The organism is Streptomyces sp. R21 (genome assembly GCF_041051975.1).
Classification (GTDB): Bacteria; Actinomycetota; Actinomycetes; order Streptomycetales; family Streptomycetaceae; genus Streptomyces.
The window spans coordinates 6,906,326-6,932,334 of record NZ_CP163435.1; the positions used below are offsets into that span (position 1 = coordinate 6,906,326).

General features: G+C 69.9%; 22 protein-coding genes. 9 read left to right on the plus strand and 13 right to left on the minus strand.

Annotation, left to right across the window (positions count from 1 at the left end):
* Positions 1-396 precede the first annotated feature (396 nt).
* From AB5J56_RS30760 to AB5J56_RS30770, 3 genes are all read left to right on the plus strand, one after another.
* Entirely contained in the window at positions 397-1,308 is a 912-nt protein-coding gene (locus AB5J56_RS30760) for a sulfite exporter TauE/SafE family protein (protein ID WP_369237192.1), read from the plus strand.
* A gap of 106 nt (positions 1,309-1,414) precedes the next feature.
* On the plus strand, positions 1,415-1,834 hold the full coding sequence (locus AB5J56_RS30765) for a nitroreductase family deazaflavin-dependent oxidoreductase (RefSeq protein WP_369237194.1): 420 nt from the start codon (positions 1,415-1,417) through the stop codon (positions 1,832-1,834).
* A gap of 120 nt (positions 1,835-1,954) precedes the next feature.
* Positions 1,955-2,905: a TauD/TfdA dioxygenase family protein gene (locus AB5J56_RS30770; RefSeq protein WP_369237196.1), complete on the plus strand. Its 951-nt coding sequence runs from the start codon at positions 1,955-1,957 to the stop codon at positions 2,903-2,905.
* A 31-nt stretch (positions 2,906-2,936) separates the two neighbouring features.
* On the opposite strand, the gene AB5J56_RS30775 is transcribed toward AB5J56_RS30770, so the two are convergent.
* Positions 2,937-3,707: an intradiol ring-cleavage dioxygenase gene (locus AB5J56_RS30775; protein ID WP_369237198.1), complete on the minus strand. Its 771-nt coding sequence runs from the start codon at positions 3,705-3,707 to the stop codon at positions 2,937-2,939.
* Positions 3,708-3,974: 267 nt separating this feature from the next.
* On the opposite strand from AB5J56_RS30775, the gene AB5J56_RS30780 reads away from it, so the two are divergent.
* A complete protein-coding gene (locus tag AB5J56_RS30780) occupies positions 3,975-4,943 on the plus strand; it encodes an arabinan endo-1,5-alpha-L-arabinosidase (RefSeq protein ID WP_369237200.1) in 969 nt (322 codons plus the stop codon).
* 11 nt (positions 4,944-4,954) lie between these two features.
* Here the strand turns inward: AB5J56_RS30780 and AB5J56_RS30785 are convergent, their stop codons facing one another.
* The 8 genes from AB5J56_RS30785 to AB5J56_RS30820 all read right to left on the minus strand — a co-directional run bounded on the left by AB5J56_RS30785 (position 4,955) and on the right by AB5J56_RS30820 (position 15,407).
* Positions 4,955-6,736: a histidinol-phosphate transaminase gene (locus AB5J56_RS30785; RefSeq protein WP_369237202.1), complete on the minus strand. Its 1,782-nt coding sequence runs from the start codon at positions 6,734-6,736 to the stop codon at positions 4,955-4,957.
* A gap of 142 nt (positions 6,737-6,878) precedes the next feature.
* Positions 6,879-8,033: an aldose epimerase family protein gene (locus AB5J56_RS30790; RefSeq protein ID WP_369237204.1), complete on the minus strand. Its 1,155-nt coding sequence runs from the start codon at positions 8,031-8,033 to the stop codon at positions 6,879-6,881.
* 57 nt (positions 8,034-8,090) lie between these two features.
* Positions 8,091-9,335, minus strand: a complete 1,245-nt coding sequence (mmsB, locus tag AB5J56_RS30795; RefSeq protein ID WP_369237206.1) for a multiple monosaccharide ABC transporter permease — start codon at positions 9,333-9,335, stop codon at positions 8,091-8,093.
* Positions 9,332-10,882 carry a multiple monosaccharide ABC transporter ATP-binding protein gene (mmsA, locus tag AB5J56_RS30800; RefSeq protein WP_369237208.1) on the minus strand — a complete coding sequence of 517 codons (1,551 nt, stop codon included), beginning with the start codon at positions 10,880-10,882 and terminating at the stop codon, positions 9,332-9,334. The genes mmsB and mmsA overlap by 4 nt, the downstream gene beginning before the upstream one ends.
* 32 nt (positions 10,883-10,914) lie before the next feature.
* Positions 10,915-12,021, minus strand: coding sequence for a multiple monosaccharide ABC transporter substrate-binding protein (chvE, locus tag AB5J56_RS30805; RefSeq protein ID WP_369237210.1), 1,107 nt, complete (start codon positions 12,019-12,021; stop codon positions 10,915-10,917).
* A 143-nt stretch (positions 12,022-12,164) separates the two neighbouring features.
* The gene (locus AB5J56_RS30810; protein ID WP_369237212.1) at positions 12,165-13,133 is read right to left on the minus strand and encodes a hypothetical protein; all 969 of its coding nucleotides are present in this window, start codon (positions 13,131-13,133) and stop codon (positions 12,165-12,167) included.
* A 115-nt stretch (positions 13,134-13,248) separates the two neighbouring features.
* On the minus strand, positions 13,249-14,253 hold the full coding sequence (locus tag AB5J56_RS30815) for a zinc-binding dehydrogenase (protein WP_369237214.1): 1,005 nt from the start codon (positions 14,251-14,253) through the stop codon (positions 13,249-13,251).
* Entirely contained in the window at positions 14,250-15,407 is a 1,158-nt protein-coding gene (locus AB5J56_RS30820) for a mandelate racemase/muconate lactonizing enzyme family protein (protein ID WP_369237216.1), read from the minus strand. The genes AB5J56_RS30815 and AB5J56_RS30820 overlap by 4 nt, the downstream gene beginning before the upstream one ends.
* A 255-nt stretch (positions 15,408-15,662) precedes the next feature.
* Here AB5J56_RS30820 and AB5J56_RS30825 point away from each other — a divergent pair, with 255 nt between their 5' ends.
* Complete coding sequence (locus tag AB5J56_RS30825) at positions 15,663-16,406, plus strand: hypothetical protein (protein WP_369237218.1); 744 nt, start codon at positions 15,663-15,665, stop codon at positions 16,404-16,406.
* Between the two features lie 143 nt (positions 16,407-16,549).
* Here the strand turns inward: AB5J56_RS30825 and AB5J56_RS30830 are convergent, their stop codons facing one another.
* Complete coding sequence (locus AB5J56_RS30830; protein ID WP_369237220.1) at positions 16,550-16,987, minus strand: MarR family winged helix-turn-helix transcriptional regulator; 438 nt, start codon at positions 16,985-16,987, stop codon at positions 16,550-16,552.
* Between the two features lie 122 nt (positions 16,988-17,109).
* Here AB5J56_RS30830 and AB5J56_RS30835 point away from each other — a divergent pair, with 122 nt between their 5' ends.
* Both AB5J56_RS30835 and AB5J56_RS30840 read left to right on the plus strand, forming a co-directional pair.
* Positions 17,110-18,132, plus strand: a complete 1,023-nt coding sequence (locus AB5J56_RS30835; protein ID WP_369237222.1) for an NADP-dependent oxidoreductase — start codon at positions 17,110-17,112, stop codon at positions 18,130-18,132.
* Between the two features lie 114 nt (positions 18,133-18,246).
* Positions 18,247-18,675, plus strand: coding sequence for an organic hydroperoxide resistance protein (locus AB5J56_RS30840; protein WP_369237224.1), 429 nt, complete (start codon positions 18,247-18,249; stop codon positions 18,673-18,675).
* Between the two features lie 92 nt (positions 18,676-18,767).
* On the opposite strand, the gene AB5J56_RS30845 is transcribed toward AB5J56_RS30840, so the two are convergent.
* Both AB5J56_RS30845 and AB5J56_RS30850 read right to left on the minus strand, forming a co-directional pair.
* A complete protein-coding gene (locus tag AB5J56_RS30845) occupies positions 18,768-19,931 on the minus strand; it encodes a serine hydrolase domain-containing protein (RefSeq protein ID WP_369237226.1) in 1,164 nt (387 codons plus the stop codon).
* Positions 19,932-19,963: 32 nt separating this feature from the next.
* Positions 19,964-22,531, minus strand: coding sequence for a M14 family zinc carboxypeptidase (locus tag AB5J56_RS30850; RefSeq protein ID WP_369237228.1), 2,568 nt, complete (start codon positions 22,529-22,531; stop codon positions 19,964-19,966).
* Between the two features lie 256 nt (positions 22,532-22,787).
* Here AB5J56_RS30850 and AB5J56_RS30855 point away from each other — a divergent pair, with 256 nt between their 5' ends.
* Positions 22,788-23,651, plus strand: coding sequence for a hypothetical protein (locus tag AB5J56_RS30855; protein ID WP_369237230.1), 864 nt, complete (start codon positions 22,788-22,790; stop codon positions 23,649-23,651).
* Between the two features lie 267 nt (positions 23,652-23,918).
* Positions 23,919-24,734 carry an EI24 domain-containing protein gene (locus AB5J56_RS30860; RefSeq protein ID WP_369237232.1) on the plus strand — a complete coding sequence of 272 codons (816 nt, stop codon included), beginning with the start codon at positions 23,919-23,921 and terminating at the stop codon, positions 24,732-24,734.
* Here AB5J56_RS30860 and AB5J56_RS30865 read toward each other — a convergent pair.
* Complete coding sequence (locus AB5J56_RS30865) at positions 24,710-25,993, minus strand: pyroglutamyl peptidase (protein ID WP_369237233.1); 1,284 nt, start codon at positions 25,991-25,993, stop codon at positions 24,710-24,712. The genes AB5J56_RS30860 and AB5J56_RS30865 overlap by 25 nt on opposite strands.
* Between the last annotated feature and the right edge of the window lie 16 nt (positions 25,994-26,009).

Here is a 26,009-nt window from a genome sequence, read left to right on the forward strand (position 1 = left end):
CAGTGCGGGTGGTGCGCGTGGGGGCCATTCTCCATGGAGGAACCGGCCACACCGGCCGTCAGGGGGCCCGGCGCGGGCGGATTACGCGGTACGGGCGGCAGGGACCGGGCTGGGATGCGCCGTACGGCAGCACCAACGGCGGCACGGACGGCCGGTGAAATGGAGGCGGCGCCCTGGTGAAGGCGGGGCGGCCTGTTGACGCCGGGCGGCGATCCGGGAGAGCCCGCGAGCAGCTGGGTGAACACTGAGAGAGCTCGTGCCCTCCCTGTGAACCGTCCTCATCGCGGTCTCAGGTTGCGCTCAGACTGAGCCCCTAGCGTCGGCCCCCGTTCACTTCTGCCCCACCGGCAGGCAACCCAGAAGAGGCCGGAAGAGGCCGGAAGACGGGACCGACCCATGCGCACGCTGATACTGCTCGCCCTCGCGGGTCTGGGAGCCCAGCTCGTGGACGGCAGCCTCGGCATGGCCTACGGCGTGACGTCGACCACGCTGCTGCTCGCCATGGGGACCAATCCGGCCATGGCATCGGCCACGGTCCACCTCGCGGAGATCGGCACCACGCTGATGTCGGGCGCGTCGCACTGGCGCTTCGGAAACGTCGACTGGAAGGTCGTCGCCAGGATCGGCGTGCCGGGCGCGCTCGGCTCGTTCCTCGGCGCGACCGTCCTCTCCCGGCTCTCGACCGAGGTCGCCGAACCCGCGATGTCCCTGATCCTGCTCGGCCTCGGCCTGTACGTCATGTCCCGCTTCACCTTCCGCGGCATGCCCAGGGGCAACCTCGGCAAGCCGCTGAGCAAACGGTTCCTGACACCCCTCGGCCTGGTCGCCGGGTTCCTGGACGCGACCGGCGGAGGCGGCTGGGGTCCGGTCGGCACCCCGGCGCTGCTGGCCAGCGGCCGCATGGAGCCACGCAAGGTCATCGGCTCCATCGACACCAGCGAGTTCCTCGTCGCTGTCGCCGCGAGCCTGGGTTTCCTCTTCTCCCTCGGCTCACAGGGGCTGAACCGGGGGTGGGTGCTTGCCTTCCTGCTGGGTGGCCTGGTGGCCGCGCCGGTCGCGGCCTGGCTGGTGCGACTGGTTCCGCCGCGGGTGCTGGGGTCGGCGGTGGGCGGGGTCATCGTCGTGACCAATGTCCGGACGCTGCTGAGGAGTGACTGGGTGGGGGCCTCCGGCGCGGTCAGTGTGCCGGTCTACGTTGTTCTGTACGGGGTGTGGGCCGCCGCGCTCGCGTATTCGATCCGGGCCTATCGGAGGGAGCGGGTGGCGGAGAGCGAGACGGTCGAGGAGCGGCACTCCGTCGCCGCCTAGCCGTTCGCGCACCGCTACACCACGCAGCAGGGGTGGATCTGAACGGCGTTCCCGCGATAGACCCGTACAAGGACCGTGTATGCGGAGCCCGCCCCAAGGAGGCGCGATGACGGCCGAGTCCCCTTATCTGCGGCCCCCTTGGGGCATGCGGGTCATCGGAAACCGGATGGCCAAGCTCTTCGCCAGGAGCGTCCTGAGCACGCTGTCCGTCCGGGGCCGCAGGAGCGGCCAGTGGCGCAAGGTGCCGGTGGCCGTCCTCGAACACGACGGCGAGCGCTATCTGATCGCCCCGCGCGGACACACCGAGTGGTCCCGCAACCTGAGCGCCGCCGGGAGCGGGCGCCTCGCCCGCAAGGGCCGCAGCGAGGAGTTCGACGCGGTCGAGGTACCCGTCGCGGACCGGCCGCCGCTGATCGAGATCTATCTCAAGCAGTACGGCAGGTTCCCCACGGTCAGCGAGACATTCGCCGAACTCCCCGACCCGGCCGACCATCCCACCTTCCGGATCGTCGGGCGCTCCGAGTGACGGACGAGATGAAGCGGGCCCAGGGACCCGGCTACGTACGGGAGTCGGAGCCGTTCGCCGAGTCCTGACCAGGTGGCTGATGTACTGGCCGGATCAGTTCCTGCACGAGCGGAGTGAGATGTGACGACGCATGCTGCGAAGGCCGGGGTCGAGGTCGCGCCGGTGACCGGGTACACCGGGGCGGAGATCACCGGCGTCGATCTGGCGGGTCCGCTGGACGACGAGGCCGTCGCGGTGATCCGGGCGGCGTTGCTGCGCTGGAAGGTGGTGTTCTTCCGGGACCAGCGGATCGACCACGCCGCCCATGTCGCGCTGGCCCGGCGTTTCGGCGAGCCGGTCGTGCTGCGTTCCCGGGGCAAGGCCTCACCGGGGGACTTCCCGGAGGTGGAGACGACGGCCGACCGGCTGGAGCTGGCCGGGCGCTACGGCATGGACCACCAGGAATGGCTGGAGCGGCGGCGGCACACGCTGTCGCGGGGGTGGCACTGCGACCACGGCGCCCGGGTGGACCCGCCGGCCGCGACCATCCTGCGCGCCGAGACCGTGCCGCCGTACGGCGGGGACACGACTTGGTCGAATCTGGCGGCTGCCTACGCCGGACTGTCCGCGCCCGTAAGGGAGTTCGCCGACAGGCTGCGCGCCGAGCACCGCCTCGGGGTCGGCTATCAGCCGCGCCCAGGACGCGACGCCTACGTCCAGCACCTCCAGGATCACCAGGTCGCCACCGTCCACCCGGTGGTGCGCGTGCACCCCGAGACGGGCGAGCGTCTGCTGTTCGTCAACGGCTACTACGTCGAGCAGATCCTCGAAGTGTCGCGCGCCGAGAGCCGGTTGCTGCTGGAGCTGTTCGTCGAGCAGGTCACCCGGCCCGAGTACACCGTCCGCTTCCGCTGGGAGCCGGGCAGCGTGGCGTTCTGGGACAACCGTGCCACCATCCACCTGGCTCCCGGCGACACCGGGCACCTCGACTCTCCGCGCATCATGCACCGCGTGATGCTCGCCGGGGACGTCCCGGTCGGACCGGACGGCAGGCCCTCCGAACCCATCTGCGGTGCACCGCTGGTGAGTTGAGAGGAACCCGCCGACCGGCCCGTGGCGTCGGCTAGCTCGTCTCGACGCCCACCGTCAGCGTTCCGGCGTAACCGGAGGACGCCGAGCTGCCCAGTGCGGTGAGGGTGAGGAGGCCGGACGCGGCGCCACCGTCGTCGTAGATCGAATCCTGGGCGAGGGTGGTGCGGGTGACGGTGTTGGTCGAGTACGGCGACACCTTCGCGACCGCCGTCGTCACCGTCTCGCTGCAGAAGAGCTGGCCGGTGTGGAGTTCGGTGCCGCCGGTGAAGGAGCCGTCGGAGGTGAGCGTGACGCCGGTGTGCACCTTGAGGTGGATGTGGATGCAGCGGCCGCGGTACCAGCCGGGGTAGATCGTGGTGATCTTCGCTACGCCGTCGGTGCCCGTCAGGACGCCGCCGCGCAGGAAGGTCCCGTCGTCCGGCTCCGAGTGGCCGTTGCCGCCGACGAACCCGGAGTACTCGCCGAGCGCGTCGCAGTGCCAGATCTCCACGAGCGCCTTGTTGAGCGGGGCGCAGGTGTCGTCGTCGACGACGGTGAGGGTGAGCTTGAGCGGGACTCCGGCCTTGCCTTCGGTGACGTCGGCGCGGACGTACTGTCCGTCGAGGTAGTAGGGGCCTTCGGTCATCTCCTTGGTAAGGGTGCAGACGGCCGCGGCGGCGACCGGGGCCGCTTGTGCCGCGTCCGCCGCTTCGGCTGCGGGGGCTTCGGGTGCCGCGGCGCTCACGGCCAGTGCGGCGGCTGTGGCGCCGGTGGCGATGAGGACGGTACGACGCCCGATGCGGGGCTCTGAAGTCTCTGTCATGAACACGGCACGATAAAGAGGCTCACTGTCGGTGAGCTGTGTGTTCGGCAAAGCGCCTGCGCGTCAAGGCGCTTGTGAGACATGCGGGTTGGGCGTGTCGAAAGCGTTGACGCGGAAGCGCTTCGACTCTACGTTTCGGGGCCAGAGCCGTCCGAGAACACGATCGACGTTCGAGATCGCGAACGTCCCGTGTGTCGTACCCACCTTCCGTCCTCCACCCCCACCCTCGTCTTCGCCCCCGTCCCCCGTCCCTCAAGGAGGGTCCCCGTGAGCCGCACCTCGCGCAGAACCGCACTCCTCGCCGTCCCCGCCGCCGTCCTGCTCGCCCTCGTGCCGAGCACCGCGAACGCCTACCCCAACCCCGGCACCGTCACGGGCTCCGTCGTGGTGCACGACCCGACGATGGTCAAGACCTCGTCGGGCCGCTATCTGCTGTACGCCACCGGTGGCGGCCTCGCCTACAAGACCTCGACCGACCGGACCGCCTTCACGGCAGGCAGTGACGCCTTCACCACCAAGCCGAGCTGGTGGTCGACGTACGCGACCGAGGCCTGGGCGCCCGACATCTCGTACCACGGCGGCAAGTACCTGATGTACTACGCCGTTTCGACCTTCGGATCCAACAAGTCCGCCATCGGTGTGGCCGGTTCGACCACCGGACTGCCGGGCTCCTGGACCGACTACGGGGTCGTCTACACGTCCACGACCTCCAGCGACTACAACGCCATCGACCCGAACCTGTTCGTGGACGACGACGGCAAGTGGTGGCTGTCCTTCGGCAGTTGGTGGACCGGGATCAAGATGATCCAGATCGACCCGTCCAGCGGGAAGCAGCTCTCCTCCAACACCACGCGCTACTCGATCGCCTCCCGGCCGACCGGTACGAAGGCCGTCGAGGCGCCGTACATCGTCAAGCGGGGCGGCTACTACTACCTGTTCGCCTCGTACGACGTCTGCTGCAACGGCACCAGCTCGACGTACAAGGTGAAGGTCGGCCGCGCGACCGGCATCACCGGGCCGTACTACGACAAGAGCGGCGTCGCCATGATGAGCAACGGCGGCACGCCCGTCCTGGAGTCGCACGGCAGCGTCATCGGCCCCGGCGGCCAGTCCATCATGGCCGACTCGGACGGCGACCTGATCGTCTATCACTACTACGACGGCAACGACGGCGGCACCCCCAAGCTCGGCATCAACCTGCTGAGCTGGAGCACCGGTTGGCCCGTCGCGTACTGATCGAGGGCTGCCTACCCCGCCTGGTTGTAGAGGGCCCGCGCCGCGGCCGGCCATCCGGTGGCGGGCTGCGGCTGCGGTTCCGGCTGGGTCCGGCCGCGCACCTGGGCGGCCGTCAGCCCGCCCTGGGCGCCCTGTGAAGCCGCCGACCCGGGCATGCCGGTCTGGAAGACCGGCTGCAGCCCGGCGGCCGCGGCAGCGGCCTGCACGGGCGCCGGGGCCGGAGCCAGGCCCGGCATCGCCCCCGGCGACTGTGCCGGTGTCGGTATCTGGGCCGCCGCCGGAGCGGGCCATACGGCGGGCTGCTGCGGGGCCGGGATCGGGTAGTTCGGTACGGCGGTGACGGGCCCCGGGGCCGGGTAGTTCGCCACGGCAGCGGCGGCAGGCTGCTGAGCGGGGTAGCCCGCGGCGGCCGGCTGCGGAGCCGGATAGCTCGCGGCGGCCGGCTGCGGCGCGGGCTGCGCGGGAGGCAGGCTCGGCACGGGGGCCGGGGCTGGAACCGGTGTCGGCACCGGAGCAGGCATCGGCGCGGCCTGGGCCGCCGCGGGCCCCGGCCATGCGTTCGCCTGCGCGGCCAGTCCCTGCATGCCCGCCCCGTTCGTCGCGCTGACGAGTCGGTCCACCGCCGCCGTACCCGAGCTGTAGCTGGTCCCGGTGCCCAGCTCGGGCACGGCGGCTCCCCTCCTGGTTCCGTAGAGCACCTGTTCCAGGCCGGACACCAGGCGACGCACGTCCACCTGGGGGCGCACCACGAGACGCAGGAAGCGGCTGGACGAACCGATCTTGTTGCCGCACTCGCGGACCAGGATCCGGTGTTCGGTGAGCAGCCGGTCCCGGACCACGGTGCCTTCGGCGCCCACGGGGAGGCGCACGAAGAGGAAGTTGCCCTGCGACGGGTAGACCGTCAGGCCGGGCAGCCCGGAGAGCTGGCGGGCCATGTCGAGCCGGTCGCGGCGGACCATGTGCAGGCTTTCCATGTACTCGGCCCCGTGGTCTCTGAGCATGAACACCACGGTCTCCGCGAAGGAGTTGAGGTTCCACTTGGGCAGCATCGTGCGCACTCTGCCCGCCAGGGCCGGGTTGGCGACGAGGTAGCCGAAGCGGATGCCGTGCAGGCCGAAGTTCTTGCCGAGGCTGCGCAGCACGATGACGTTGGGCCGCATCACCGCGTCCTCGACGACGCTCGGGTCGGCCTCCGCGTCGGCGAATTCGAGGAACGACTCGTCGACGATGATCAGGTCCAGGTCCGCCATCGCGTCCATGAACTGCACGACGGAGTGGCGGGGGAGGAAGCCGCCGTCGGGGTTGTTCGGGTTGCACAGCACGGCGACGCGGGTGCCGCGCTTGCGGATGAAGTCGGCGTACTGCGCGAGGTCCAGGGCGAAGCCGCTGGACTCCTGGAGCGGGAACATGTCGACGCGCTTGCCGGTCTCCATCGGCTGGTCGGTCCAGCGGCCGAAGGTGGGGACGGGTATCGCTATGGACTCGCGAACCAGCAAGTGGTCGATCCAGGTGATGAGTTCGGTCGAGCCGTTACCCATGGCGACGCACTGCGGCGGCAGTTGGAGCAGATTGCACAGCTCGGCCGTGATGGTGTCGGCGCTGCTCGGGTAGTACGTGATGATCTCGCGCAACCGGCCCGCCAGGTCGTCGAACATGGCGGGGGTGGGGAAGTACGGGTTGCACGGAATGCAGAAGTCCACCGGGCCCGTCCCGTCGCCCTCACGCGCCAGCGCCGCCATCGAGGGGCTGTGCGCCGCCGTGCTGCGGAACAGCGAGGTGACGTTGTCGGGCATGGAACCTCCGTCTCTGGGTGGCCCGTGCGGGGGAGCACGGGCCACCCAGAAGTACGGAGGCAGGAGTTGCCGTGTTCAACTCATGTGAAAGAAGTGTGACGTCACGAACCCGACGTCACCGGCCCCGCATCACGCGGGCGACTCAGGCACCGAACGTGTGGACCGTCGTCGACCTGTAGGTCTGCCCCGGCCGCAGCACGGTCGACGGGAACTTCGGGTGGTTCGGGGAGTCCGGGAAGTGCTGGGTCTCCAGGCACATTCCGTCGCCCTGGCGGTAGATGTGGCCGCCGGTGCCGACGAGCGTGCCGTCGAGGAAGTTGCCCGAGTAGAACTGGAGGCCCGGCTCGGTCGTGGCGATCTTCAGGCTGCGACCGGAGGACGGGTCCCGCAGCGTCGCCACGTGCTCGGGCTTGCCCGTGATGCCCTTGTCGAGGACCCAGTTGTGGTCGAGGCCCTTGGCGTACAGGAGCTGTTGGTTGTCTTCCCGGATGTCCTCGCCGACCGTCTTGGCGTGCCGGAAGTCGAAGGGGGTGCCCGCGACCTTCGCCAGCTCGCCGGTGGGGATGAGGCCCGAGTCGACCGGGGTGTAGCGGGCGGCGGCGATCTTCAGCTCGTGGTCGTAGATCGAGCCGCTGCCCTCGCCGGCCAGGTTCCAGTAGACGTGGTTGGTGAGGTTGACGACCGTGGCCTTGTTGGTGGTGGCCGCGTAGTCGATGCGCCAGTCGCCGTGCTTGGTGAGGGTGTACGTGACCTTCACCTTGAGCGTGCCCGGGTAGCCCATCTCACCGTCGACGCTGGTGTAGTGCAGGTGCAGGCCGACGTCGGAGCCGGAGGTGAAGCCCTCCACGTCCCACACGTGCTTGTCGAAGCCCTGGGTGCCGCCGTGCAGGCTGTTGACGCCGTCGTTGACGGAGAGCTGGTAGTCCTTGCCGTCGAGCGTGAACTGGCCCTTGGCTATGCGGTTTCCGTAGCGGCCGATGAGCGCACCGAAGTACGGGGTCTTCGCGACGTAGTCCTCGATGTTGTCGAAGCCCAGCGACACGTTCTTGTACTTGCCGTGCCGGTCGGGGATCTCCAGGGACTGGACGACACCGCCCCACGACAGGACCTTTATGCGCGTGCCGCCGTTCTCCAGCGACCAGCGGTAGACCTTCGTCCCGTCCGCGAGCTTCCCGAAGAGCTCCTTCACCGGCTTCTTGCCTCCCGAGGCCGCCTGTGCGGTGCCTGTGCCGAGGGCGGTCGCGGCGATACCCGCCGCCGCGGCGCCTGCGATGACCGTGCGTCTGTTCAGTTCCATCTGTGCGGCTCCCATAAAGGGGTGGGGCCCCGCCTTGGCGACGGGGCCCGAGCTGACTTACGAACCGGACTTGCGCTTGTTCCACACGTCGAACCCGACGGCCGCGAGCAGGGCCAGGCCCTTGATGACCTGCTGCCAGTCGGTGCCGACACTGAGGAGGTTCATGCCGTTGTTCAGCACGCCGAGGACGAGACCACCGATGATCGCGCCGAGGACGGTACCCACACCGCCACTCATGGACGCGCCACCGATGAACGACGAGGCGATCGCTTCGAGTTCGAAGTTCAGGCCTGCCTTCGGCGAGGCCGCGTTGAGGCGGGCGGCGACCACCAGACCCGCCAGGGCCGCGAGCACGCCCATGTTGAGGAAGACAAGGAAGGTGACCTTCTTGTCCTTGACGCCGGACAGCTTCGCCGCCGGCAGGTTGCCGCCGATGGCGTAGATGTGACGGCCGAAGACGGCGTTGCGCATGACGTAGCCGTAGCCGACCACCAGCACGGCCAGGGCGATCAGGATGATCGGCGCGCCCTTGTAGCTGGCGAGCAGCATCGTGACCGTGAGGATCGCGGCGACGATGGCGACGAGCTTGAGCAGGAAGAGGTTCCTGGGCGCCACTTCGAGGGCGAACTCCTGCTGCCGCTTGCGGTCGCGGACCTCCTGGACGACCGAGAAGGCGATCAGCGTGAAGCCCAGCAGCAGCGTGAGGTTGTGGTAGTTGGTGTCCGGGCCGACCTCCGGCAGGAAGCCGTTGCCCATCTTCTGCAGGCCGTCCGGGAACGGGCCGAGGGTCTGCCCCTTCAGGAGCATCTCCGTCAGACCGCGGAAGATCAGCATGCCCGCGAGGGTGACGATGAAGGAGGGGATGCCGAGGTAGGCGATCAGGAAGCCCTGTGCCGCGCCGGCCACCGCGCCGATGGCCAGGCACAGCAGCAGCGCGACGGGCCACGCTATGCCGTGTTGCACCGTCAGCACGGCCGCGAAGGCGCCGGTGAACGCCGTGAGCGAGCCGACCGACAGGTCGATGTGACCCGCGATGATCACCAGCATCATGCCGATCGCGAGGATCAGGATGTAGCTGTTCTGGAGTACCAGGTTGGAGACGTTGCGCGGCAGCAGCAGGTCGCCGTCGGTCCACACCTGGAACAGGACGACGATCAGACCGAGGGCGATCAGCATGCCGTACTGGCGCATGTTGCGGCGCAGACCGTCCAGCACCAGCTGGAGCAGTCCACCGCCGGAGGCCGGTCCGCCGCTCTTGCCGGGCGGCGCGGCGGCCGGGCTCTTGGTCACATCGGTGCTCATCGCGTTACCTCTTTGTCCTTCGTCATCTGACGCATCAGCACTTCCTGCGTGGCCTCGGCGCGCGGGAACTCGCCCGTGAGCCGCCCGGCGGCCATCGTGTAGATGCGGTCGCACATGCCGAGCAGTTCGGGCAGCTCGGAGGAGATGAAGACGACCGCCTTGCCCTCGGCCGCCAGCTGGTCGATGACCGTGTAGATCTCGTACTTGGCACCGACGTCGATACCGCGGGTCGGCTCGTCCAGGATCAGCACGTCAGGACCCGCGAAGATCCACTTGCTGAGGACGACCTTCTGCTGGTTGCCGCCGGAGAGCTTGCCGACCCGCTCGAACACGGTCGGGGCCTTGATGTTCATGGACTTGCGGAAGCCCTCGGCGACCTGCCGTTCCTCCTGCTCGTCGACCACACCGCGCTTGGTGACCTTGTTCAGGGCGGTCAGCGAGATGTTGCGGTTGATGGTGTCGATGAGGTTGAGGCCGTAGTGCTTGCGGTCCTCGGTGACGTACGCGATGCCGTGCTTGACCGCCTCGGCGACGGTCTTCGTCCGGATCTCCTTGCCGTCCTTGAGGACCGTGCCGTTCGCGTGCCGGCCGTAGGAGCGTCCGAAGACGCTCATCGCGAGCTCGGTGCGGCCGGCGCCCATCAGTCCCGCGATGCCGACGATCTCCCCGCGCCGCACCTGGATGGACACGTCGTCGACGACCTTGCGCTGCTGGTCGATCGGGTGGTGCACGGTCCAGTCGCGGATCTCCAGGGCCGGAGCCGCGCCCTTCTCCGGCTCGTGCGGGGTGCGCTCGGGGAAGCGGTGGTCGAGGTCGCGGCCCACCATGCCGCTGATGATCCGGTCCTCGGTCGTCTCCGCCGACTTCACGTCGAGCGTCTCGATGGAGTGCCCGTCGCGGATGATCGTCACCGAGTCCGCCACCTTGCGGATCTCGTTGAGCTTGTGGGAGATGATGATCGAGGTGATGCCCTGGTTCTTCAACTCCAGGATGAGATCGAGGAGTTTGTCGCTGTCCTCGTCGTTCAGCGCCGCGGTCGGCTCGTCGAGGATGAGGAGCTTCACCTTCTTCGACAGCGCCTTCGCGATCTCCACGAGCTGCTGCTTGCCCACGCCGATGTCGGCGACGCGGGTCTCCGGGTGGTCGGTCAGACCGACCCGGCGCAGCAGCTCCGAGGCGTGCCCCAGGGTCTTCCGCCAGTCGATGAACCCGCCCTTGGCGTGCTCGTTGCCGAGGAAGATGTTCTCCGCGAGGGAGAGGTACGGCGACAGCGCCAGCTCCTGATGGATGATGACGATGCCGTGCTGCTCGCTCGCCCGGATGTCCTTGAAGGAGCAGACCTCTCCCTCGAAAAGGATGTCGCCTTCGTAGCTGCCGTGCGGATGGACGCCGGAGAGCACCTTCATCAAGGTGGACTTCCCGGCGCCGTTCTCACCGCAGATGGCGTGGACCTCGCCCTGACGGACGGTCAGCGAGACGTCCGACAGCGCTTTGACACCGGGAAAGGTCTTGACGATCGAGCGCATTTCCAGGACGGGTCCCGCCATGGTCGTGCCTTCCAATCCTTAAGGGGCGACGCTTACTTGAGCTGGTCGGCGGTGTAGTAGCCGCCGTCGACGAGCTCCTTCTTGTAGTTGCTCTTGTCGACGGCGACCGGCTGCAGCAGGTAGGCGGGGACGATCTTGGTGCCGTTGTCGTAGGACTTGGTGTCGTTGACCTCGGGCTTCTTGCCGTTGAGGGAGGCGTCGACCATGTCCGTGGCGACCTGGGCGAGCTTGCGCAGGTCCTTGTAGACGGTCATCGACTGCTCGCCGGCGATGATCGACTTCACCGAGGCGAGCTCGGCGTCCTGGCCGGTGATGATCGGCAGCGGCTTGCTCTTGCTGCCGTAGCCGTCCGACTTCAGCGCGGCGAGGATGCCGATGGAGATGCCGTCGTAGGGCGAGAGGACCGCGTCGACCCGGCCGCTCGTGTACGTCGAGGTGAGGATGTCCTCCATGCGGTGCTGGGCGGTGGCGCCGTCCCAGCGCAGCGTGGTGACCTTGTTGAGCGCGGTCTGGCCGGACTTGACCACCAGCTTCTTCTTGTCGATGTACGGCTGGAGCACGCTCATCGCACCGTTGAAGAAGTACTTGGTGTTGTTGTCGTCGTTGGAGCCGGCGAACAGCTCGATGTTGAAGGGGCCCTTGCCGCTCGCCAGGCCCAGCTTGTCGACGATGTAGCTGGCCTGGAGCTTGCCGACCTTCTCGTTGTCGAAGGACGCGTAGTAGTCGACGTTCTTCGTGCCGAGGATCAGGCGGTCGTAGGAGATGACCGGGATGTGGGCGTCGGCGGCCTGCTGGAGCACGTTGTTCAGGGACTTGTTGTCGATCGCCGCGACGATCAGCGCCTTGACGCCCTGGGTGATCAGGTTCTCGATCTGCGAGACCTGCTGGTCGGGGTCGTCCTCGCCGAAGACCAGCTTGGTCTTGTAGCCCTTGGCCTTGAGGTCCTTCTCGACGTTGGCACCGTCGGTGATCCAGCGCTCGGAGGACTTGGTCGGCATCGCGATGCCGATCGTGCCGCCCTTGGCGTCGCCCTTCTTCTCGTCGCTGCCGCCCTCGCCGGACTGTCCGCAGGCGGAGAGGGTGAGGGCGAGCGAGGCGGCTCCGGCTATGACGGTGAGGGCAGCTCTGCGGTTACGCATGATCATCATCCTTGATGTGTGTGCAGGGCTCGGTCTGGCGGTGCGGAAGAGACTCCGGAGGACGGTGCAGAGAGAGACCGAGAAGGGGTGTGTGGGATTGTGCGCGGCCGTGTGTTCTTTTGTGAAGCCGTGTTTCCGTAACGTTATGACGGGATATCGAAACGCTTGAGTTCACCCGGCAGCCGCGAGCCGAGCGGAGCCATGTCGCCGTCCGCTCCGTGGCGCGCGAGCAGGTCCAGGGCGAGGCGGCCGCGCCGCACTCTTTCCCTGGCGCTGTTCAGGGTGACGTCCCGCAGCTGGTGCCCGTACGGGTAGATCGCGGGCGCCTTGGACAGGCCGAACTTCAGGTACAGCGGTGCGCCGCGCCGGATCAGCTCGGCGACCTCGTACATCCGCACATAGCCGCCGAGGTCGTCGGGGGCCTCGATGTACATGTCCATGGGAGCGGCGGAAACCCGCCGGATCTCGGTGAGGTGATCGAGCGTCAGATCGCTCGGCACGTTGAGCGAGTCGCCGCCGAGTTGCTCGTACACCGCGTACGAGGCCGGGTTGACCGGGCCTATCAGCGCGGACACCTTGAGCGTGGTGTCGGCCGGGATGATCCCGGCGGCCCGCGCCCGGTGCAGCGTCCACAGCACGCCCTCGTCGGCGACGAGCAGGCACTTGACGCCCAGCTCCGTTGCCCGGACGGCGTCTTCGAGGCATCCGGCGACCGCGTCGTGGCCCCGGGCGCGCAGCCCGCCGCCCCGCGAGTCGGTGCGCACGGAGGCGCCGATGTCCCAGGTGCCGCGCGGCCCGGTGAACAGGCAGAGCTCGATGTCGCGCTCGGCGGTCGCGTCGACCATCTCGGTTATCTCGGCGTCGGTCAGCATCCAGACGCCGCTGCCCTGGCTGATCCGGTGGATCGGCACATCGAGCCGCGAGGACTCCTTGAGGACTACGGCGAGCGCCTCGGGCCCCTCGACGGAGGGGACCTCGGTGCGCCAGCGGCCGCCTCCCGGGAAGGTGTGCGGCGAGGCGTCGGCGGGTGAGAGGGCGGGCGCGCCCAGGCCGAGCGCGGCGAGCGCCTGCTCGCCGGGTCGACGGGCTGCCGTAGGCGGGGCGTCGGTCACAAGCTGTCCTTCGCGTTCGATGATGATGCTTCGCGTGTCCGATATTTCGAACAAGGTTCGTGAGATTGGGCGTACGCCGGTACGCAGCGTCAGGGTCTCCGTACCGGCGTACGGATCAGGGGCGCAGAAGGACCTTTCCGACCTTCGGATCGCCGGACCCCACCAACTCGATGGCCTGTGGGAACTCGGCGAGCGGCAGTTCATGCGTGACCAGCGGCGACGGGTCGAGCAACCCGGCCCCGAAGACCCGCACCGTGTGCGCCCAGGCCTCCGGCGGCGCACCGAAGACGGTGTGCACCTCCAGCTGCCGTACGACGAGATCGGTGGGGTCGAGGCCCTCGGCGCCCGGCGCCGGGATACCCGTCAGGACAAGGCGTCCGCCACGCCTGAGCAGGGAGGCGGCGGTGCGCGCGGCGGATGCGGACCCGGCGGTCTCGATCACTACGTCGAAGTCGTCGGGCAGTTCCTGGTCGCGGGTACGGAACTCGGTGGCGCCGAACTCCTTCGACAGCGCGGCGCGGTCCGGGCGGGTGCCGACCACGAGCAGCTCGGCCGGGGAGCCGGCCTTCAGGAACTGCACCGCGAACATCCCGAGGGTGCCCGTGCCGACCACGGCGACCCGCTCGCCGGGCACCGCGTTCGCCTTGAGCGCGGCGGCCGCGATACAGGCGGCCGGCTCCAGCAGAGCGGCGGCCGTCAGGTCGGCGTCGTCCGGCAGGACATGGAGGAGCCGGGCCGGCAGCGTGAGGGTGGTGGCCATCGCGCCGGGCTGGGTGAAGCCCGTCTCCTCGTACCCCGCCGTGCACAGCGTCGTCTCGCCCGCGTGGCAGCGGTCGCAGACCTGGCAGTTGCGGAAGCCCTCCCCGACGACCTTGCGGCCGACGAGCGACGCGGGCACCGAGGCGCCGACCGCCTCCACCGTGCCGGACCACTCGTGGCCGGGGGTGAGCGGGTAACGGACGTATCCGTCGGGCCGGTTGCCCTGGTAGACCTCGCGGTCGCTGCCGCAGATGCCCACGGCGTGCACGCGCACCAGGGCCTCGCCGGCCTCCGGCTGCCGCGGCTCGTGCGCGGTCAGCCGGTGCTCGCCCGGCGCCTCGATGACGACAGCGGTGCTCACTTGCTGCCCTTCGGCTTGCGCTGCTCCCAGCCGTCCGCCCAGAGGTCGAACCGGGCCTGCTGCTGCGGGAACTCGGCCGCCGCGTCGGTGTCCAGCTCGACGCCGAGACCGGGCGCGTCGGAGAGGTGGAAGTAGCCGTCGATGACCTGGGGTGCGCCCTTCACGACCTTCTTGATGTCCGCGTCCGCGAAGTCGTTGAAGTGCTCGAGGATCTTGAAGTTCGGCGAGGAGAAGCCGACCTGGAGGGAGGCGGCGGTGAGGACCGGGCCGCCCACGTTGTGCGGGGCCACGAGGACGTAGTGCGCCTCGGCGGTCGCGGCCAGCTTCCGGGTCTCCCAGATGCCGCCGATGTGACCGACGTCGGGCTGGATGATGTCCACGGCCTGGCTCTCGAAGAGCTCGCGGAACTCGATGCGGTCATGGATGCGCTCACCCGTGGCGACCGGGATGTCGACCTTGGCGGCGACCTTCTCCAGCGCCTTCAGGTTCTCCGGCGGGCACGGCTCCTCCAGCCACGCGGGCTTGAAGGGCGCGAGCTCGCGGGCGAGGCGGATCGCGGTGGCCGGGGAGAAGCGCCCGTGCATCTCCAGCATCAGCTCGGCGTCCGGCCCGATGGCGTCCCGCACGGCCTCGATGAGGGAGACGGCGTACAGCGTCTGCTCGTGGTCCAGCTCGAAGTGCCCGGTGCCGAAGGGGTCGATCTTGAGCGCCTTGTAGCCGCGCTCCATCACGCCCTGGGCGGCCTTGTGATAGGCCTCCGGGGTCCGCTCGGTGGTGTACCACCCGTTGGCGTACGCCTTGACCTTGTCGGTGACCTTGCCACCGAGCAACTGCCACACCGGTACGCCGAGTGCCTTGCCCTTGATGTCCCAGCAGGCCATCTCGATGACGGCGATACCGGACATCACGATCTCGCCGGCCCGGCCGTAGTCGCCGTACTTCATCCTCTTGACGAGGTCCTCGACAGCGAACGGGTCGGAGCCGAGAATGTGGTTGGCCTCCGCCTCCCGCAGATAGCCGATCAGTGCGTCGGTGTGCCCCAGCATCCGGGTCTCGCCGACTCCGGTAATGCCCTCGTCGGTGTGCACCTGTACGTAGGTCAGGTTCCGCCAGGGCGTCCCCACTACGTGAGTGCTGATTCCGGTGATGCGCACGGCAATTGCCCCCTGTGCTCTTCGGCTCTGTTCGAAATTTCGTCACACGTTCGAAATGCTGGCGTGACAGTAAGGACGTGGCGGCTGGAGTGTCAATGGGTCGAACGCATAACGGTTTCGACAGGGTGGGGCGGGGATGGCGGGGAATGGTCCGGGGTGTCCTCAACTCGACATGCCGGAACAGGCAGTTCACTACACAACCTTCACAGGCGTGCCTAGGAACGTTACCTGTGAGGAACTTAGTCTTCCGGCGTCATGGACTACTGCAACCCGTGCCGAAGGCACCTGAATGGCGCCCTTGCCTGCCCGGGGTGCGGCACCGCCGCCGAAGAGCTGCGCGCGTCCGCGTACGCGTACGCGGAGGAGCGCGAGGCGGGTACGGATCCCGGAGAGGCCGCGGAGCCGTACGAGGGCGACGAGGCGCCCGCCGAGCGTCCCGGGAGGGCTCGCAGCCGGCGGGCGCGCGGGCCCGCGTCCGGCGGGAGCCGTCGCGATCGCAAGGCCGCGGCGCATCGGCGCCGCCGCCGCAAGATCCTCTTCGTCGGAGCCGGACTGTTGCTCGCCGCGGGCGGGCTGAGCCTCGCGGAGCTGGGGATCGAGGCGCCGGGTTCCACTCCGCAGGCCGCCACCGCGGATGAGTCCGCGGACGGTTCGGCGTCCTCCGCGGCGTCGTCCGACACGCCCGGGTCCGGCACGGGCTCCGGAACCGGTTCCCGTACGGCGTCCGGGACGCCCGACCCTTCCGCGTCGCCGTCCGCCTCCGAGTCCGGGGACGACAAGTCGGACAAGGACAAGGGCAAGGACAAGGACAAAGACGCGGCTACGGAGGGGCAGTCGGCCTCCGCGGCGGTGTCCCCCGACACCACGGCCGGGGCTCCCGCCCCGACGTCGGCCCCTCGGACCTCCGCCACTCCCACGGTGAACCCCACGTCGGCGGCCCCGACCCCGGCCCCGTCCCCGTCGGAGACGTGCAACCGGTTCCTGTGGTGGTGCACGTAGCGGGTCCCTACGGGGTTGTTCGCCCCCTCCGCCCCTACCCGTCCCTTGTTCCTGGGGGCTGCCGCCCCCAGACCCCTGCTTCGGCCTGAACGGCCTCGTCCTCAAACGCCGGACGGGCTGACCCAGCCCGTCCGGCCCGGCGCCTAAGCCGACAGCATTCGCTGGAGCAGGTCCCGCAGGGACACCCGCTCCTCCCGGGAGAGGCCGGCCAGCGGCTCGCGGGCGAAGCCCAGGGAGTCGCGGAGGCTCCCGGCCACCCGCACCCCCTCCTCCGTGGCAACGGCCAGCTTCACCCGACGGTCGGAGGGGTCCGCCCGCCGCTCCACCAGCCCCCGCGCCTCCAGCCGGTCCACGATCCCGGTGACATTGGACGGCTCGCACTTCAGCTTCTGCGCCAGCCGCCGCATCGGCAGCGGCTCCAACGACAGCAGCCCCAGCAGCCGCGCCTGCGCCCCGGTCAGTGCATGCCGCCCGGCGGCCTCCTCGTACTCCTCGTGGTACCGGGCCACGACCGTGCCGATGAGTCCGACGACCTCAAGGGTCAGCTCGTCGGGGCGGCGCGTCTTCGGTGGTGTGGACATGCGCTCCAGGATACTCCGTTACTTGACATCATGAAATATTAAGGCGCATGGTTGTTTCAGGTACTGAAGTATCTGGCCCTGAAACACGTGAGCAATCGAGCCGCACAGGAAAGGCGCACCCCATGTCCGAGACCCCCACGCTCCCCACCACCGGCCGCGAATGGCACCTGGTCAGCCGCCCGGTCGGCGCCCCCAAGGCCGAGGACTTCGCCCTGGTCGAGGCGGAGGTCCCGCAGCCGGGTGAGGGGCAGCTCCTGGTGCGCAACCTGTATGTCTCCGTCGACCCGTACATGCGCGGCCGTATGAGCGCCGCCAAGTCCTACGCCGCCCCCTACGGGCTGGGCGAGCCCATGCAGGGCGGCGCGGTCGGCGAGGTCGTCGTCTCGAACGCCGAGGGCATCGCGGCCGGCGACCACGTGCTGCACTTCCTCGGCTGGCGCGAGTACGCGATCGTGGACGCGAAGCAGGCCGTCAAGGTCGACGCCGCCGCCGCGCCCCTGAGCACGTACCTCGGTGTCCTCGGCATGACCGGCCTGACCGCCTACGCGGGCCTCCTGCGCGTCGCCGAGTTCAAGGAGGGCGACTCGGTCTTCGTTTCCGGCGCCGCCGGTGCCGTCGGCAGCCAGGTCGGCCAGATCGCCAAGCTGAAGGGCGCCTCGCGGGTCATCGGGTCGGCCGGTTCGGACGAGAAGGTCAAGCTGCTCGTCGAGGAGTACGGCTTCGACGCCGCCTTCAACTACAAGAACGGCTCGGTGAGCGACCAGCTGCGCGAGGCCGCCCCGGACGGCGTCGACGTCTACTTCGACAACGTCGGCGGCGACCATCTGGAGGCCGCCATCGGTCAGCTCAACCGGGACGGCCGGATCGCCGTCTGCGGCATGATCTCCGTCTACAACAACACCGAGCCCGCCCCCGGCCCGCGCAACCTGGCCCGGCTGATCCAGACCCGCGGCCGCATCCAGGGCTTCCTGGTCGGCGACCAGTACGACCTCCAGCCCGAGTTCGTGGCCGAGGTCGGCGGCTGGATCCGTTCCGGCGAGCTCAAGTACGCCGAGACGGTCGTCGAGGGCATCGAGAACAACCTGGAGGCGTTCTTCGGCGTCCTGCGCGGCGACAACACCGGCAAGATGATCGTCAAGCTCTGACGTCACCCGCTCCTCGGGGAGCCTGTCGCTGGACTTCCGGCATACGGTAACTTCTTTCCGAAGTCGTCGCGATCGTGGGCGCGAGTCGCGGCGGACCAAGGAGGAGCGCACCGTATGTCCAGCACTGCAATCCGACGTTCTGACGTCCTGTACACAGCGGTAGCCACGGCCGAGAACGGCCGTGACGGCCGGGTCGCCACCGACGACGGCAGGCTCGACGTCGTCGTCAACCCGCCGAAGGAGATGGGCGGCAGCGGCGCCGGCACCAACCCGGAGCAGCTGTTCGCCGCCGGGTACAGCGCCTGCTTCCAGGGCGCCCTCGGCGTCGTCGCCCGTCAGGAGAACGCCGACATCTCCGGCTCGACCGTCACCGCGCAGGTCGGCATAGGCAAGAACGCGGACGGGTTCGGGATCATCGTGGAGATCTCCGCCGAGATCCCGAACGTGGACGCCGCCACCGCCAAGGCCCTCCTGGAGAAGGCCCACCAGGTGTGCCCGTACTCGAAGGCGATCCGCGGCAACATCACCGTGACGCTTGCCTGAGGTCGCTCGTTGCGTACGGCAGAGGCCGCACCCCAGGACGGGGGTGCGGCCTCTGCCGTACGTATGCGGGATGTGACACAGGCTCTCAGGCTTCAGCTCGCGAGCGCCGCCGTGTGCACGGCCTTCGCCAGCCGCTCGTTCTCCGGCGCCGCCCCGCCCGGGAAGGCGTACCGGCGCCGCGTGTAGCCGTACGCGAGGCCGCTGCGCGGGTCGGCGAAGCCCTGTGAGCCGCCCGCGCCGCTGTGCCCGATCGCCCCGGCGCCCAGGAACGGGTACCAGGTGTCCGCGGTCGCCTGGAAGCCCAGCGCGAACGACTTGTGCGAGCGGGCCACCACGTCGTACCCGATGGAGTGGATCTGTCCGAAGGCGGCGACCGTGTCGGGCTTCAGCAGCGGCGGCAGTCCGTCGGCCCCGGTGGTCGCGGCCGCGTACATCCCGGCGAGTCCGCGCGCCGACGCGACCCCGCCCACCGATGCCGGACCCTTGGCGCGCACCACGCGCGCGTTGGGGAGCGTCTCGATGTCGGTCGGCTCCGCGCCCTGGCGGTTGAAGGCGATCGACGCCACCGTGTGCGGGCCGCCCTGGAAGGCCGCGAACACCGCCTGCTGCTCGGGCGTCGGGTCCATCGGCAGGACGGAGCGGAAGCGGCCCTCGTGCTCCTTGGGCAGCCCCAGGAAGAAGTCGAGCCCGTACGGGGCGCGGATCCGCTCCTCGTACATCTCCTGGAGCGAGCGGCCGGTCGTCCGCCGTACGACCTCGCCCGTCAGCGCGCCGATCACCAGCGCGTGATAACCGAAGGCCGTGCCCGGCCGCCAGAACGGCCGCTGTCCCGCCAGCCGTTCGGCGATCACCCGGTCGTCGGCGAGCTCCTCGGCGGTGAACCCGTCGTCGGCGCCGATGACTCCCGCGCGATGGGCGAGCAGCTCGCGCAGGGTCACCGATCCCTTGCCCTCGGCCGCGAACTCCGGCCAGTAGTGGGCGACTTCGCGGTCGAGCTCCAGGGTGCCGTCCTGGACGAGCAGTGCGACGACGAGGTGGGCGGCGCCTTTGGTGGAGGAGTACACCCCGTAGAGCGTCTCGCCGTCCGTGTCCGGGCCCGCCCACAGGTCGACGACCCGCCGACCGGCGGCGTATGCGCTCAACTGCCCCACGTAGTCCGGCCGTTCGGCCGCCACGATCGCCGCGAACTCCTCGCGCACCGCCTCGAAGCCCTCGGCGACGGTGCCCTGGACGGTGCTGCCGCTCTGCTGCATCATCCGCACTCTCCCTGTTTCCCTCTCGGTCCCGCTCAGCTGCCGCTGACCTGGCTCACCGTCAGCAACGCGCGTCCCAGCTGCGGGAATTCCCCCTTCGGGTGATCGCGGAAGAGGGGCTCCGTACCGAAGAGGACCGCGTGCGGACCGCTCACCACGGCCGCCTGGCCGCCGGCCGCCGTCGGACCGCCCGTGCCGTCGGCCAGCGGCCGCCAGTGCCCCGCGACGAGCGGATTGCCGGTTGCGTAGGCCTGCTCGACGTGCACCCCCGGCCCGAGATCGGTGAACCAGACCGGGGCGTAGACGAAGCTGTGGTCGGGCGCGCCGCCCGTCACCGGCGAACCGGCCGAATTCACCACCCGCACCACGCCGTTGGCGTCTCCGTTGCCCTCGACCGGCTTCACGGCGAGCAATCCGGCAGCGGCGTTGAGAGCCGCGCCCGCCGCACCGCGCCCGACCAGACCCCTGCGCGCCAGGAAGCCGTCGAGGGCCGCCCGCGCGGAGGCGTTCAGGTCGGCGTGGTCCAGCCCGGACGACACGAACAGCACGTCCACCGTCGACCAGTCGAAGCCCGCGTTGAGAACGCCCGCCGACACCGGCGTCACCTCGAAGCCCATCTCGCGCAGCGCGAACAGCTCGCCCGGCGTGACGGCGGCGGCGACACGGGTGCGGTGCAGCGCGGTGGTACCGCGCACGGTGGTCGCGTCGAAGGCGACGTCGTAGGTACGGGCGAGAGCGGCGGCCTCCGCACGGGCGGCGCCCGGCACGATCGCGCTGCCGTCGGCGGCCTGCCGTATCGAAACCCCTTGGGAGAGAAGGGAGTTCAGGGAAGCGATCTCCTGCGGGGTGTCGAGGCGCAGCCGTAGATCGCCGCGCGGGGCGACGTACCCGACATGCGCGGCGGCCCGCACCGCACGGACGGGAACGCCCGACAGGCTGCTCGCGCCGGTCACGGGTTCGACCGTCGCGCCCCACAACCGGCCGAGGCTCCAGCCCGAGATGTCGTACATCACCGACACCTTGCCGCTGATGTCCCGCCCGTCCGCCAGCAGCACATTGGCCAGACCGCGCTTGGGCTGGTGCAGATCGACGACGTACGAGCCCTTCGGGTACGACCGCCCCGCCAGCCGGAAGTCATGGGTCGCGCGGGTGACGCGCACGTCGTTGGCGATGAGGTGGTCGACCAGGCGCGCGGCGGCCGTGGCCGAGCGTTGGGTACCGCCCGCGGGGATCACGTACGCGCGCGGGAACTCGGTCGTGTAGACGTCCTCCGGGCCGATGCCCGGGACGCCGGGGACCGTTTTGGACGACACCGGCACCTGCGCGGCGCCCGTGGCCCCGCGCCGGAACACCTCGATCTGGTCGGCGATGAGCGAAGTCCGGTGCTGCTGCACGTAGTCGAGGGTGGCGCGGATGGCGGCGCCCGCGACGTCCACGTTGATCGCGGACCTGCGGCGCAGCTCCGCGACGGGCAGGGTGTCGTACTCCTCGTTGTTCACCGCGAGGGGGATCTCCACGGTGTGCGCGGCGACCGTGCCGTGGAACGCCTCATACTGCGGCGTGAAGATCGGCGGCCAGTCGTCCCAGCCCTCCTGCTGGTCGCGGAAGGGGATCTGCACGGGCTCCACGCCGTCCTTGGCGGGCGTGTGGCCGAGACCGTTGACGGCCGCCTCCATGCCGAGGGCGTTGGCGTAGGTGTTCTTCAGGAACAGGTCGTACTCGTAGTTCTCGCCGTGCGGGGGAGTGGTGGGCTCGATGAGCGTGCCGTTGACATAGCCGTGCAGGTCGAGCATGACCGCGGGCTGTTTGTCGATGGCGATCTGCCGCATCGCGCGCACCTCGGGCTGCGAGGCGGTGATGAAGTCCCGGTTCAGGTCGAAGCCGCCTGCGTTGGCGCGCGTGCCCGCGATACGGCCGTCCGGGTTCGCGGTGATGTTGAAGTAGAGGCGGTTGTGGGCGAGCAGGTCGGTTGTCGTCGCGTCCTTCGCCGTCGCCAGCCGCTCGATCAGCTTGAGCGAGGCGTCGGTGCCCTCCCACTCGTTGCCGTGGATGTTGTTGTTGAAGAAGACGGGCGTCTTGTAGTCCTTCTTGACGGCCCTGTCCTTGGCGGCGGCCTGCGGCGCGTTCTCGATGAGCTCGCGCATCCGCTCCTGCGCCCGCGTCTGCCGGACGGTCTCGGGCGCGGTGACGGTGACCAGGTAGAGGCGGTGGCCGCCCGCGGAGGCGCCGGTGATCTCGACGCTCACCCGGTCGCCGAGCCGCTGGAGGGCGTTCAGCTTCGGGGCGATGCCGTAGTACGGAGTGAGGCCGAGCTTGAGGGACTTGTCGGCGGGGTTCGCAGGCTCCGGGGTGAGGACCTGCTCGCGGGGGTAGCCGCGCTTGTCGGACGAGAGGTCGGTGACGGAGGCGGCGAGGGCGCGGGTGGCGGCGCTCGCGGGGTTCTTCGCGGCCGGGTGCCTTCCGTCCGCCGCGTACGCCCCTTCGCGTACGGGCGGATGGCGGTCCGCGGTGGCGCTGTGCGGGGCGAGGAGCAGGGAGCCGGCGGCGGTGGCCGTGACGGTGGCGATCAGGAGGGGTCTTGGGACGATCGGGGATGGGGGCACGGGTCTCGACGGTGGCTTCGGTCCAGGGCTCGGGCGGCGCACGCGTACCTCCTGAGGCGGGGGGTTCCAGGGCCTATCGGTACGGCGAGGTGTACCTGTTCGACTCTCGCGCAACAAGAGGGCGTTGGTGTCACGGATGCCCCGGATGGCGCATCCCCGGCGGGTCGGACGGGGCATGCTGGACCTGGCATCGGCGCGACGGAGGGCCGGGGCCGCCTGGACGGCCTAGTGGCAGCACGCGTGGCGAGGAGGGCCCATGTCCCCGATTCCGTCGCTCCCCAGCAGGGAGGACGTGCTGCGCATGGCGCGCAACACGACCGACATCACCGGCCAACTCCTCGACACCGCGGGGAACATCACCAAGATCGCCGTCAACACCTTCGACCCCAGGGACGGGTCGGGCGCCGAGGTGCTGCGCGTCCTGCGCCGGACCACGGCCGAACTCGCCGAGGCGAGCGCCTCCCCGCAGGCGCAGGAGGCCTTCTACCGGATCGTGGACACACTGACCCGGCTCGGCACGAGCGGCGCCCCGCTCGCGGTGCACCCCGTAAGCGAGCCCGCGCAGGCCCTTCTCGCCGCGCTCGGTGACAGCCTGCTGCCGATCCTCGACGCGGTCGAGCCCGCCGTGGAGGAGGCCGCCGCGGCGCTCGGCGAGCTTGTCGACGCGACGTCCCCGCTGTTGCCCGCTGCCGCCGGTGTGGCTGCCGGGGCGCTTCTCGCGCTCACCCCGGTGGTGCGGGCCGCCGCGGAGGTGCTGCGTGGCTCCACGCCCGAACTCCGGCGTATCGCCGACGCGTTGACGGCTGCCCTCGCTCCGCTGATGCCCCTCCAGGTGGCGCTGGCCGAGCGGGCCGCCGCGGCGGGGGCCGGGGTGGTCCGGGCGACGTTGCCGCCGCTTGCCGATCTCACGGAGGCGGCGGCCGCCACCGTGAACGCCGCCCGGCCGGTCCTGATCGCCGGGGAGGAACTCCTCGTGTCCGGCTTCGAACACCTCCAGCCCCTGTTGCTGGCGACGGCCTCCCGCGCGGGGCGCGTGGCCCGCGCGGCGGCGGTCCGGGTGGAGGCAGCGGTGTCGCCTGCGGCGGACCAGGGGGTGGTGGTTGCGGTGACGCCGGCGTAGGGGGTCCCTATGGGGTTTTCGCCCCCTCCGCCCCTACCCGACCCGGACCTGGGGGCTGCCGCCCCCAGACCCCCGCTGTCGGCCTGAACGGCCTCGTCCTCAAACGCCGGACGGGCTGGATAGCCTGTCCGGCGTTTGAGGACGAGCGCGCAGCGCGATGGCAGGGGGAAAGGGGGCGCAGCCCCCAGGACAACGGGAAGGGTAGGGGCGGAGGGGGCGAAAAACCCCACGCCAAGCCCACCGCACGGCCCCGGTAAAGTCTCCCCCATGCGCGATCTCGGGGTGGGCTTCAGCTACTTGGTGCAGGGCCAGCGATGGGTGGCCCGGCACGGGAAGCAGTACGGGTTCGGACTGCTTCCGGGCCTGATCACCCTCGTCCTGTACGCCGCCGCGCTGATCGCCCTCGCCCTCTACGGCGAGGACTTCATCGCATGGGCGACCCCGTTCGCGGACGACTGGTCCAGCCCCTGGCTGGGCCTCTTCCGCGGCTTCCTCACAGCCGTGCTCGTCGCCCTGGCCCTCCTCCTCGCCGTGGTCACCTTCACCGCGGTCACCCTCCTCGTGGGCCAGCCCTTCTACGAGTCGCTCTCGGAGAAGGTCGACCGCGACGTCTCCCCGGACGGCACGGCCCCGGAGTCGGGCCTCCCGCTCTGGCGGGAACTGTGGATCTCGGCCCGCGACAGCCTCCGTATCGTCGTCCGGGCCCTCATCTGGGGTGTACTCCTCTTCGCCTGCGGCTTCCTCCCGTTCGTGGGACAGACCGTCGTCCCCGTGATCGGGTTCTTCGTCACCGGGTTCTTCCTGACGGAGGAGCTGACGGCGGTCGCCCTCCAGCGCCGCAGCGTGGACCTCCGCGACCGCCTCACCCTGCTCCGCGCCCGCAAGACCCTGGTCTGGGGCTTCGGCACCCCGTTGGGCCTGGCCTTCCTGGTCCCGTTCGTCGCCGTGTTCCTGATGCCGGGCGCGGTCGCGGGCGCCACGCTGCTGGCCCGCGACCTGCTGGGCGAGGAGTCGGGACCCGGCGAAGGCAACGACGGGGACGGTGACCGCAACGGCGATCACGAGGCGGCCGCGGCCTCCTGACCGGTGGCGTCCGCCGCGACCGTCAGGATCGCCCGCACCTGGGCGATGATGTCCAGCCGGTTGCGCACGAACTCCGGATCGGTGACCGCCCCGGTCGCCGGATCCGTGTTGCCCGCCCCGAACTCCAGGACCGGTGTGTGCACATGCCCGCCCGGCAGCGAGTCGTGCAGACCGAGCCGGTCCCGCAGCAGGGTGGCCCGGTAGGCGATCTCGTTGGAGAGGTAGTTTCCGCCGCCTCCGGCCCGGGCGGTGGAGCCGGGGGTCGGGCCGTCGGGGCGCACGACCGGATCGGTGCCGCCCGCCGGGATCTCGGTCACGCTCGTGTTGTCGTACACGGGGAAGCGGCCGGTGCTCGCGGTGACGATCTCCTTGTACGGCAGTGTGGTCGTCGTCCACTGGGGCTCCGAGGCCGGATCGGCGACCGGTACGGTCTCCGTCCGGGAGATGTTCTCGTTGTCCGGGAAGCCGCCCCGCCAGGCCCCGTTGGTCCGCTCGACGTCGAAGCGGCCGACCCGGCCCTGGCTCACGGTCGTGAACAGATCGACCCGAGGGAGATGGGGCCGCAGGGTCCGCTCCACCGTGCCCTCGGCGAAGTCCTGCCAGCGGACGGGGAACACGGTGGTCTCGATGCGCGCCGGACCGTCCGAGGTCTCGATCGTCGTGCCGTCGAGGGCGAGGGCGGTGGCCCCGGAGGGGTTGGAGATCCGGATGTCGCGGTCAAGCGTGAACGGGTCGAACCCGGTGACGAGAATCCGCTTCACGCCCTTGCCGTGCGGCGTGTGCGCCCGCTGCGGGTAGCGGATCGAGGTCTGTCCGCGCGAGTTCTGCTCCAACTCGTCCAGCAGCCTGGCGCGTTGGGTGTCGGACAGGCCGAACTCCGGCTCCCGCTGCCGTACTTCGCGCGTCATGGCGAGCCGCGCCCAGTACAGCGGCCGGTCGTCGTCCCGGCTCAGGTCACCGCCCGCGGGCCCGCGCCCCTGGGCACGGTCGACGGCACGCTGCCACAGCCGGGATCCCTGCCGTACGACGACACGCTCGGCCTGCGCGTACGAGTGGGACGAGGTGAGCGCCCGCGCGAACTCGGGGGCCACGGAGTCGAATCCGGAGCGCCGCAGGATCTCCTGGGGTGCGGCCTTGTCGAGCCGCTGCTCCTCGACGGTCGCCGTGGGCGTCGTACCCGCGGTCGCGGTCCCCGGGGCGGTGAGTCCCGCCATCAGGGCCAGGCCGAGTGCACCTATCCGAACACGTAGGTTGCTCAAGGGAGTTCAGGTCCTT

Bases quoted from the DNA above. Each gene is read 5' to 3' on its own strand.
- AB5J56_RS30760 (WP_369237192.1), top strand. From the start codon at position 397: ATGCGCACGCTGATACTGCTCGCCCTCGCGGGTCTGGGAGCCCAGCTC.
- AB5J56_RS30765 (WP_369237194.1), top strand. From the start codon at position 1,415: ATGACGGCCGAGTCCCCTTATCTGCGGCCCCCTTGGGGCATGCGGGTC.
- AB5J56_RS30775 (WP_369237198.1), bottom strand. From the start codon at position 3,707: ATGACAGAGACTTCAGAGCCCCGCATCGGGCGTCGTACCGTCCTCATC.
- AB5J56_RS30785 (WP_369237202.1), bottom strand. From the start codon at position 6,736: ATGCCCGACAACGTCACCTCGCTGTTCCGCAGCACGGCGGCGCACAGC.
- AB5J56_RS30790 (WP_369237204.1), bottom strand. From the start codon at position 8,033: ATGGAACTGAACAGACGCACGGTCATCGCAGGCGCCGCGGCGGCGGGT.
- mmsB (WP_369237206.1), bottom strand. From the start codon at position 9,335: ATGAGCACCGATGTGACCAAGAGCCCGGCCGCCGCGCCGCCCGGCAAG.
- mmsA (WP_369237208.1), bottom strand. From the start codon at position 10,882: ATGGCGGGACCCGTCCTGGAAATGCGCTCGATCGTCAAGACCTTTCCC.
- chvE (WP_369237210.1), bottom strand. From the start codon at position 12,021: ATGCGTAACCGCAGAGCTGCCCTCACCGTCATAGCCGGAGCCGCCTCG.
- AB5J56_RS30825 (WP_369237218.1), top strand. From the start codon at position 15,663: ATGGACTACTGCAACCCGTGCCGAAGGCACCTGAATGGCGCCCTTGCC.
- AB5J56_RS30830 (WP_369237220.1), bottom strand. From the start codon at position 16,987: ATGTCCACACCACCGAAGACGCGCCGCCCCGACGAGCTGACCCTTGAG.
- AB5J56_RS30835 (WP_369237222.1), top strand. From the start codon at position 17,110: ATGTCCGAGACCCCCACGCTCCCCACCACCGGCCGCGAATGGCACCTG.
- AB5J56_RS30840 (WP_369237224.1), top strand. From the start codon at position 18,247: ATGTCCAGCACTGCAATCCGACGTTCTGACGTCCTGTACACAGCGGTA.
- AB5J56_RS30845 (WP_369237226.1), bottom strand. From the start codon at position 19,931: ATGATGCAGCAGAGCGGCAGCACCGTCCAGGGCACCGTCGCCGAGGGC.
- AB5J56_RS30855 (WP_369237230.1), top strand. From the start codon at position 22,788: ATGTCCCCGATTCCGTCGCTCCCCAGCAGGGAGGACGTGCTGCGCATG.
- AB5J56_RS30860 (WP_369237232.1), top strand. From the start codon at position 23,919: ATGCGCGATCTCGGGGTGGGCTTCAGCTACTTGGTGCAGGGCCAGCGA.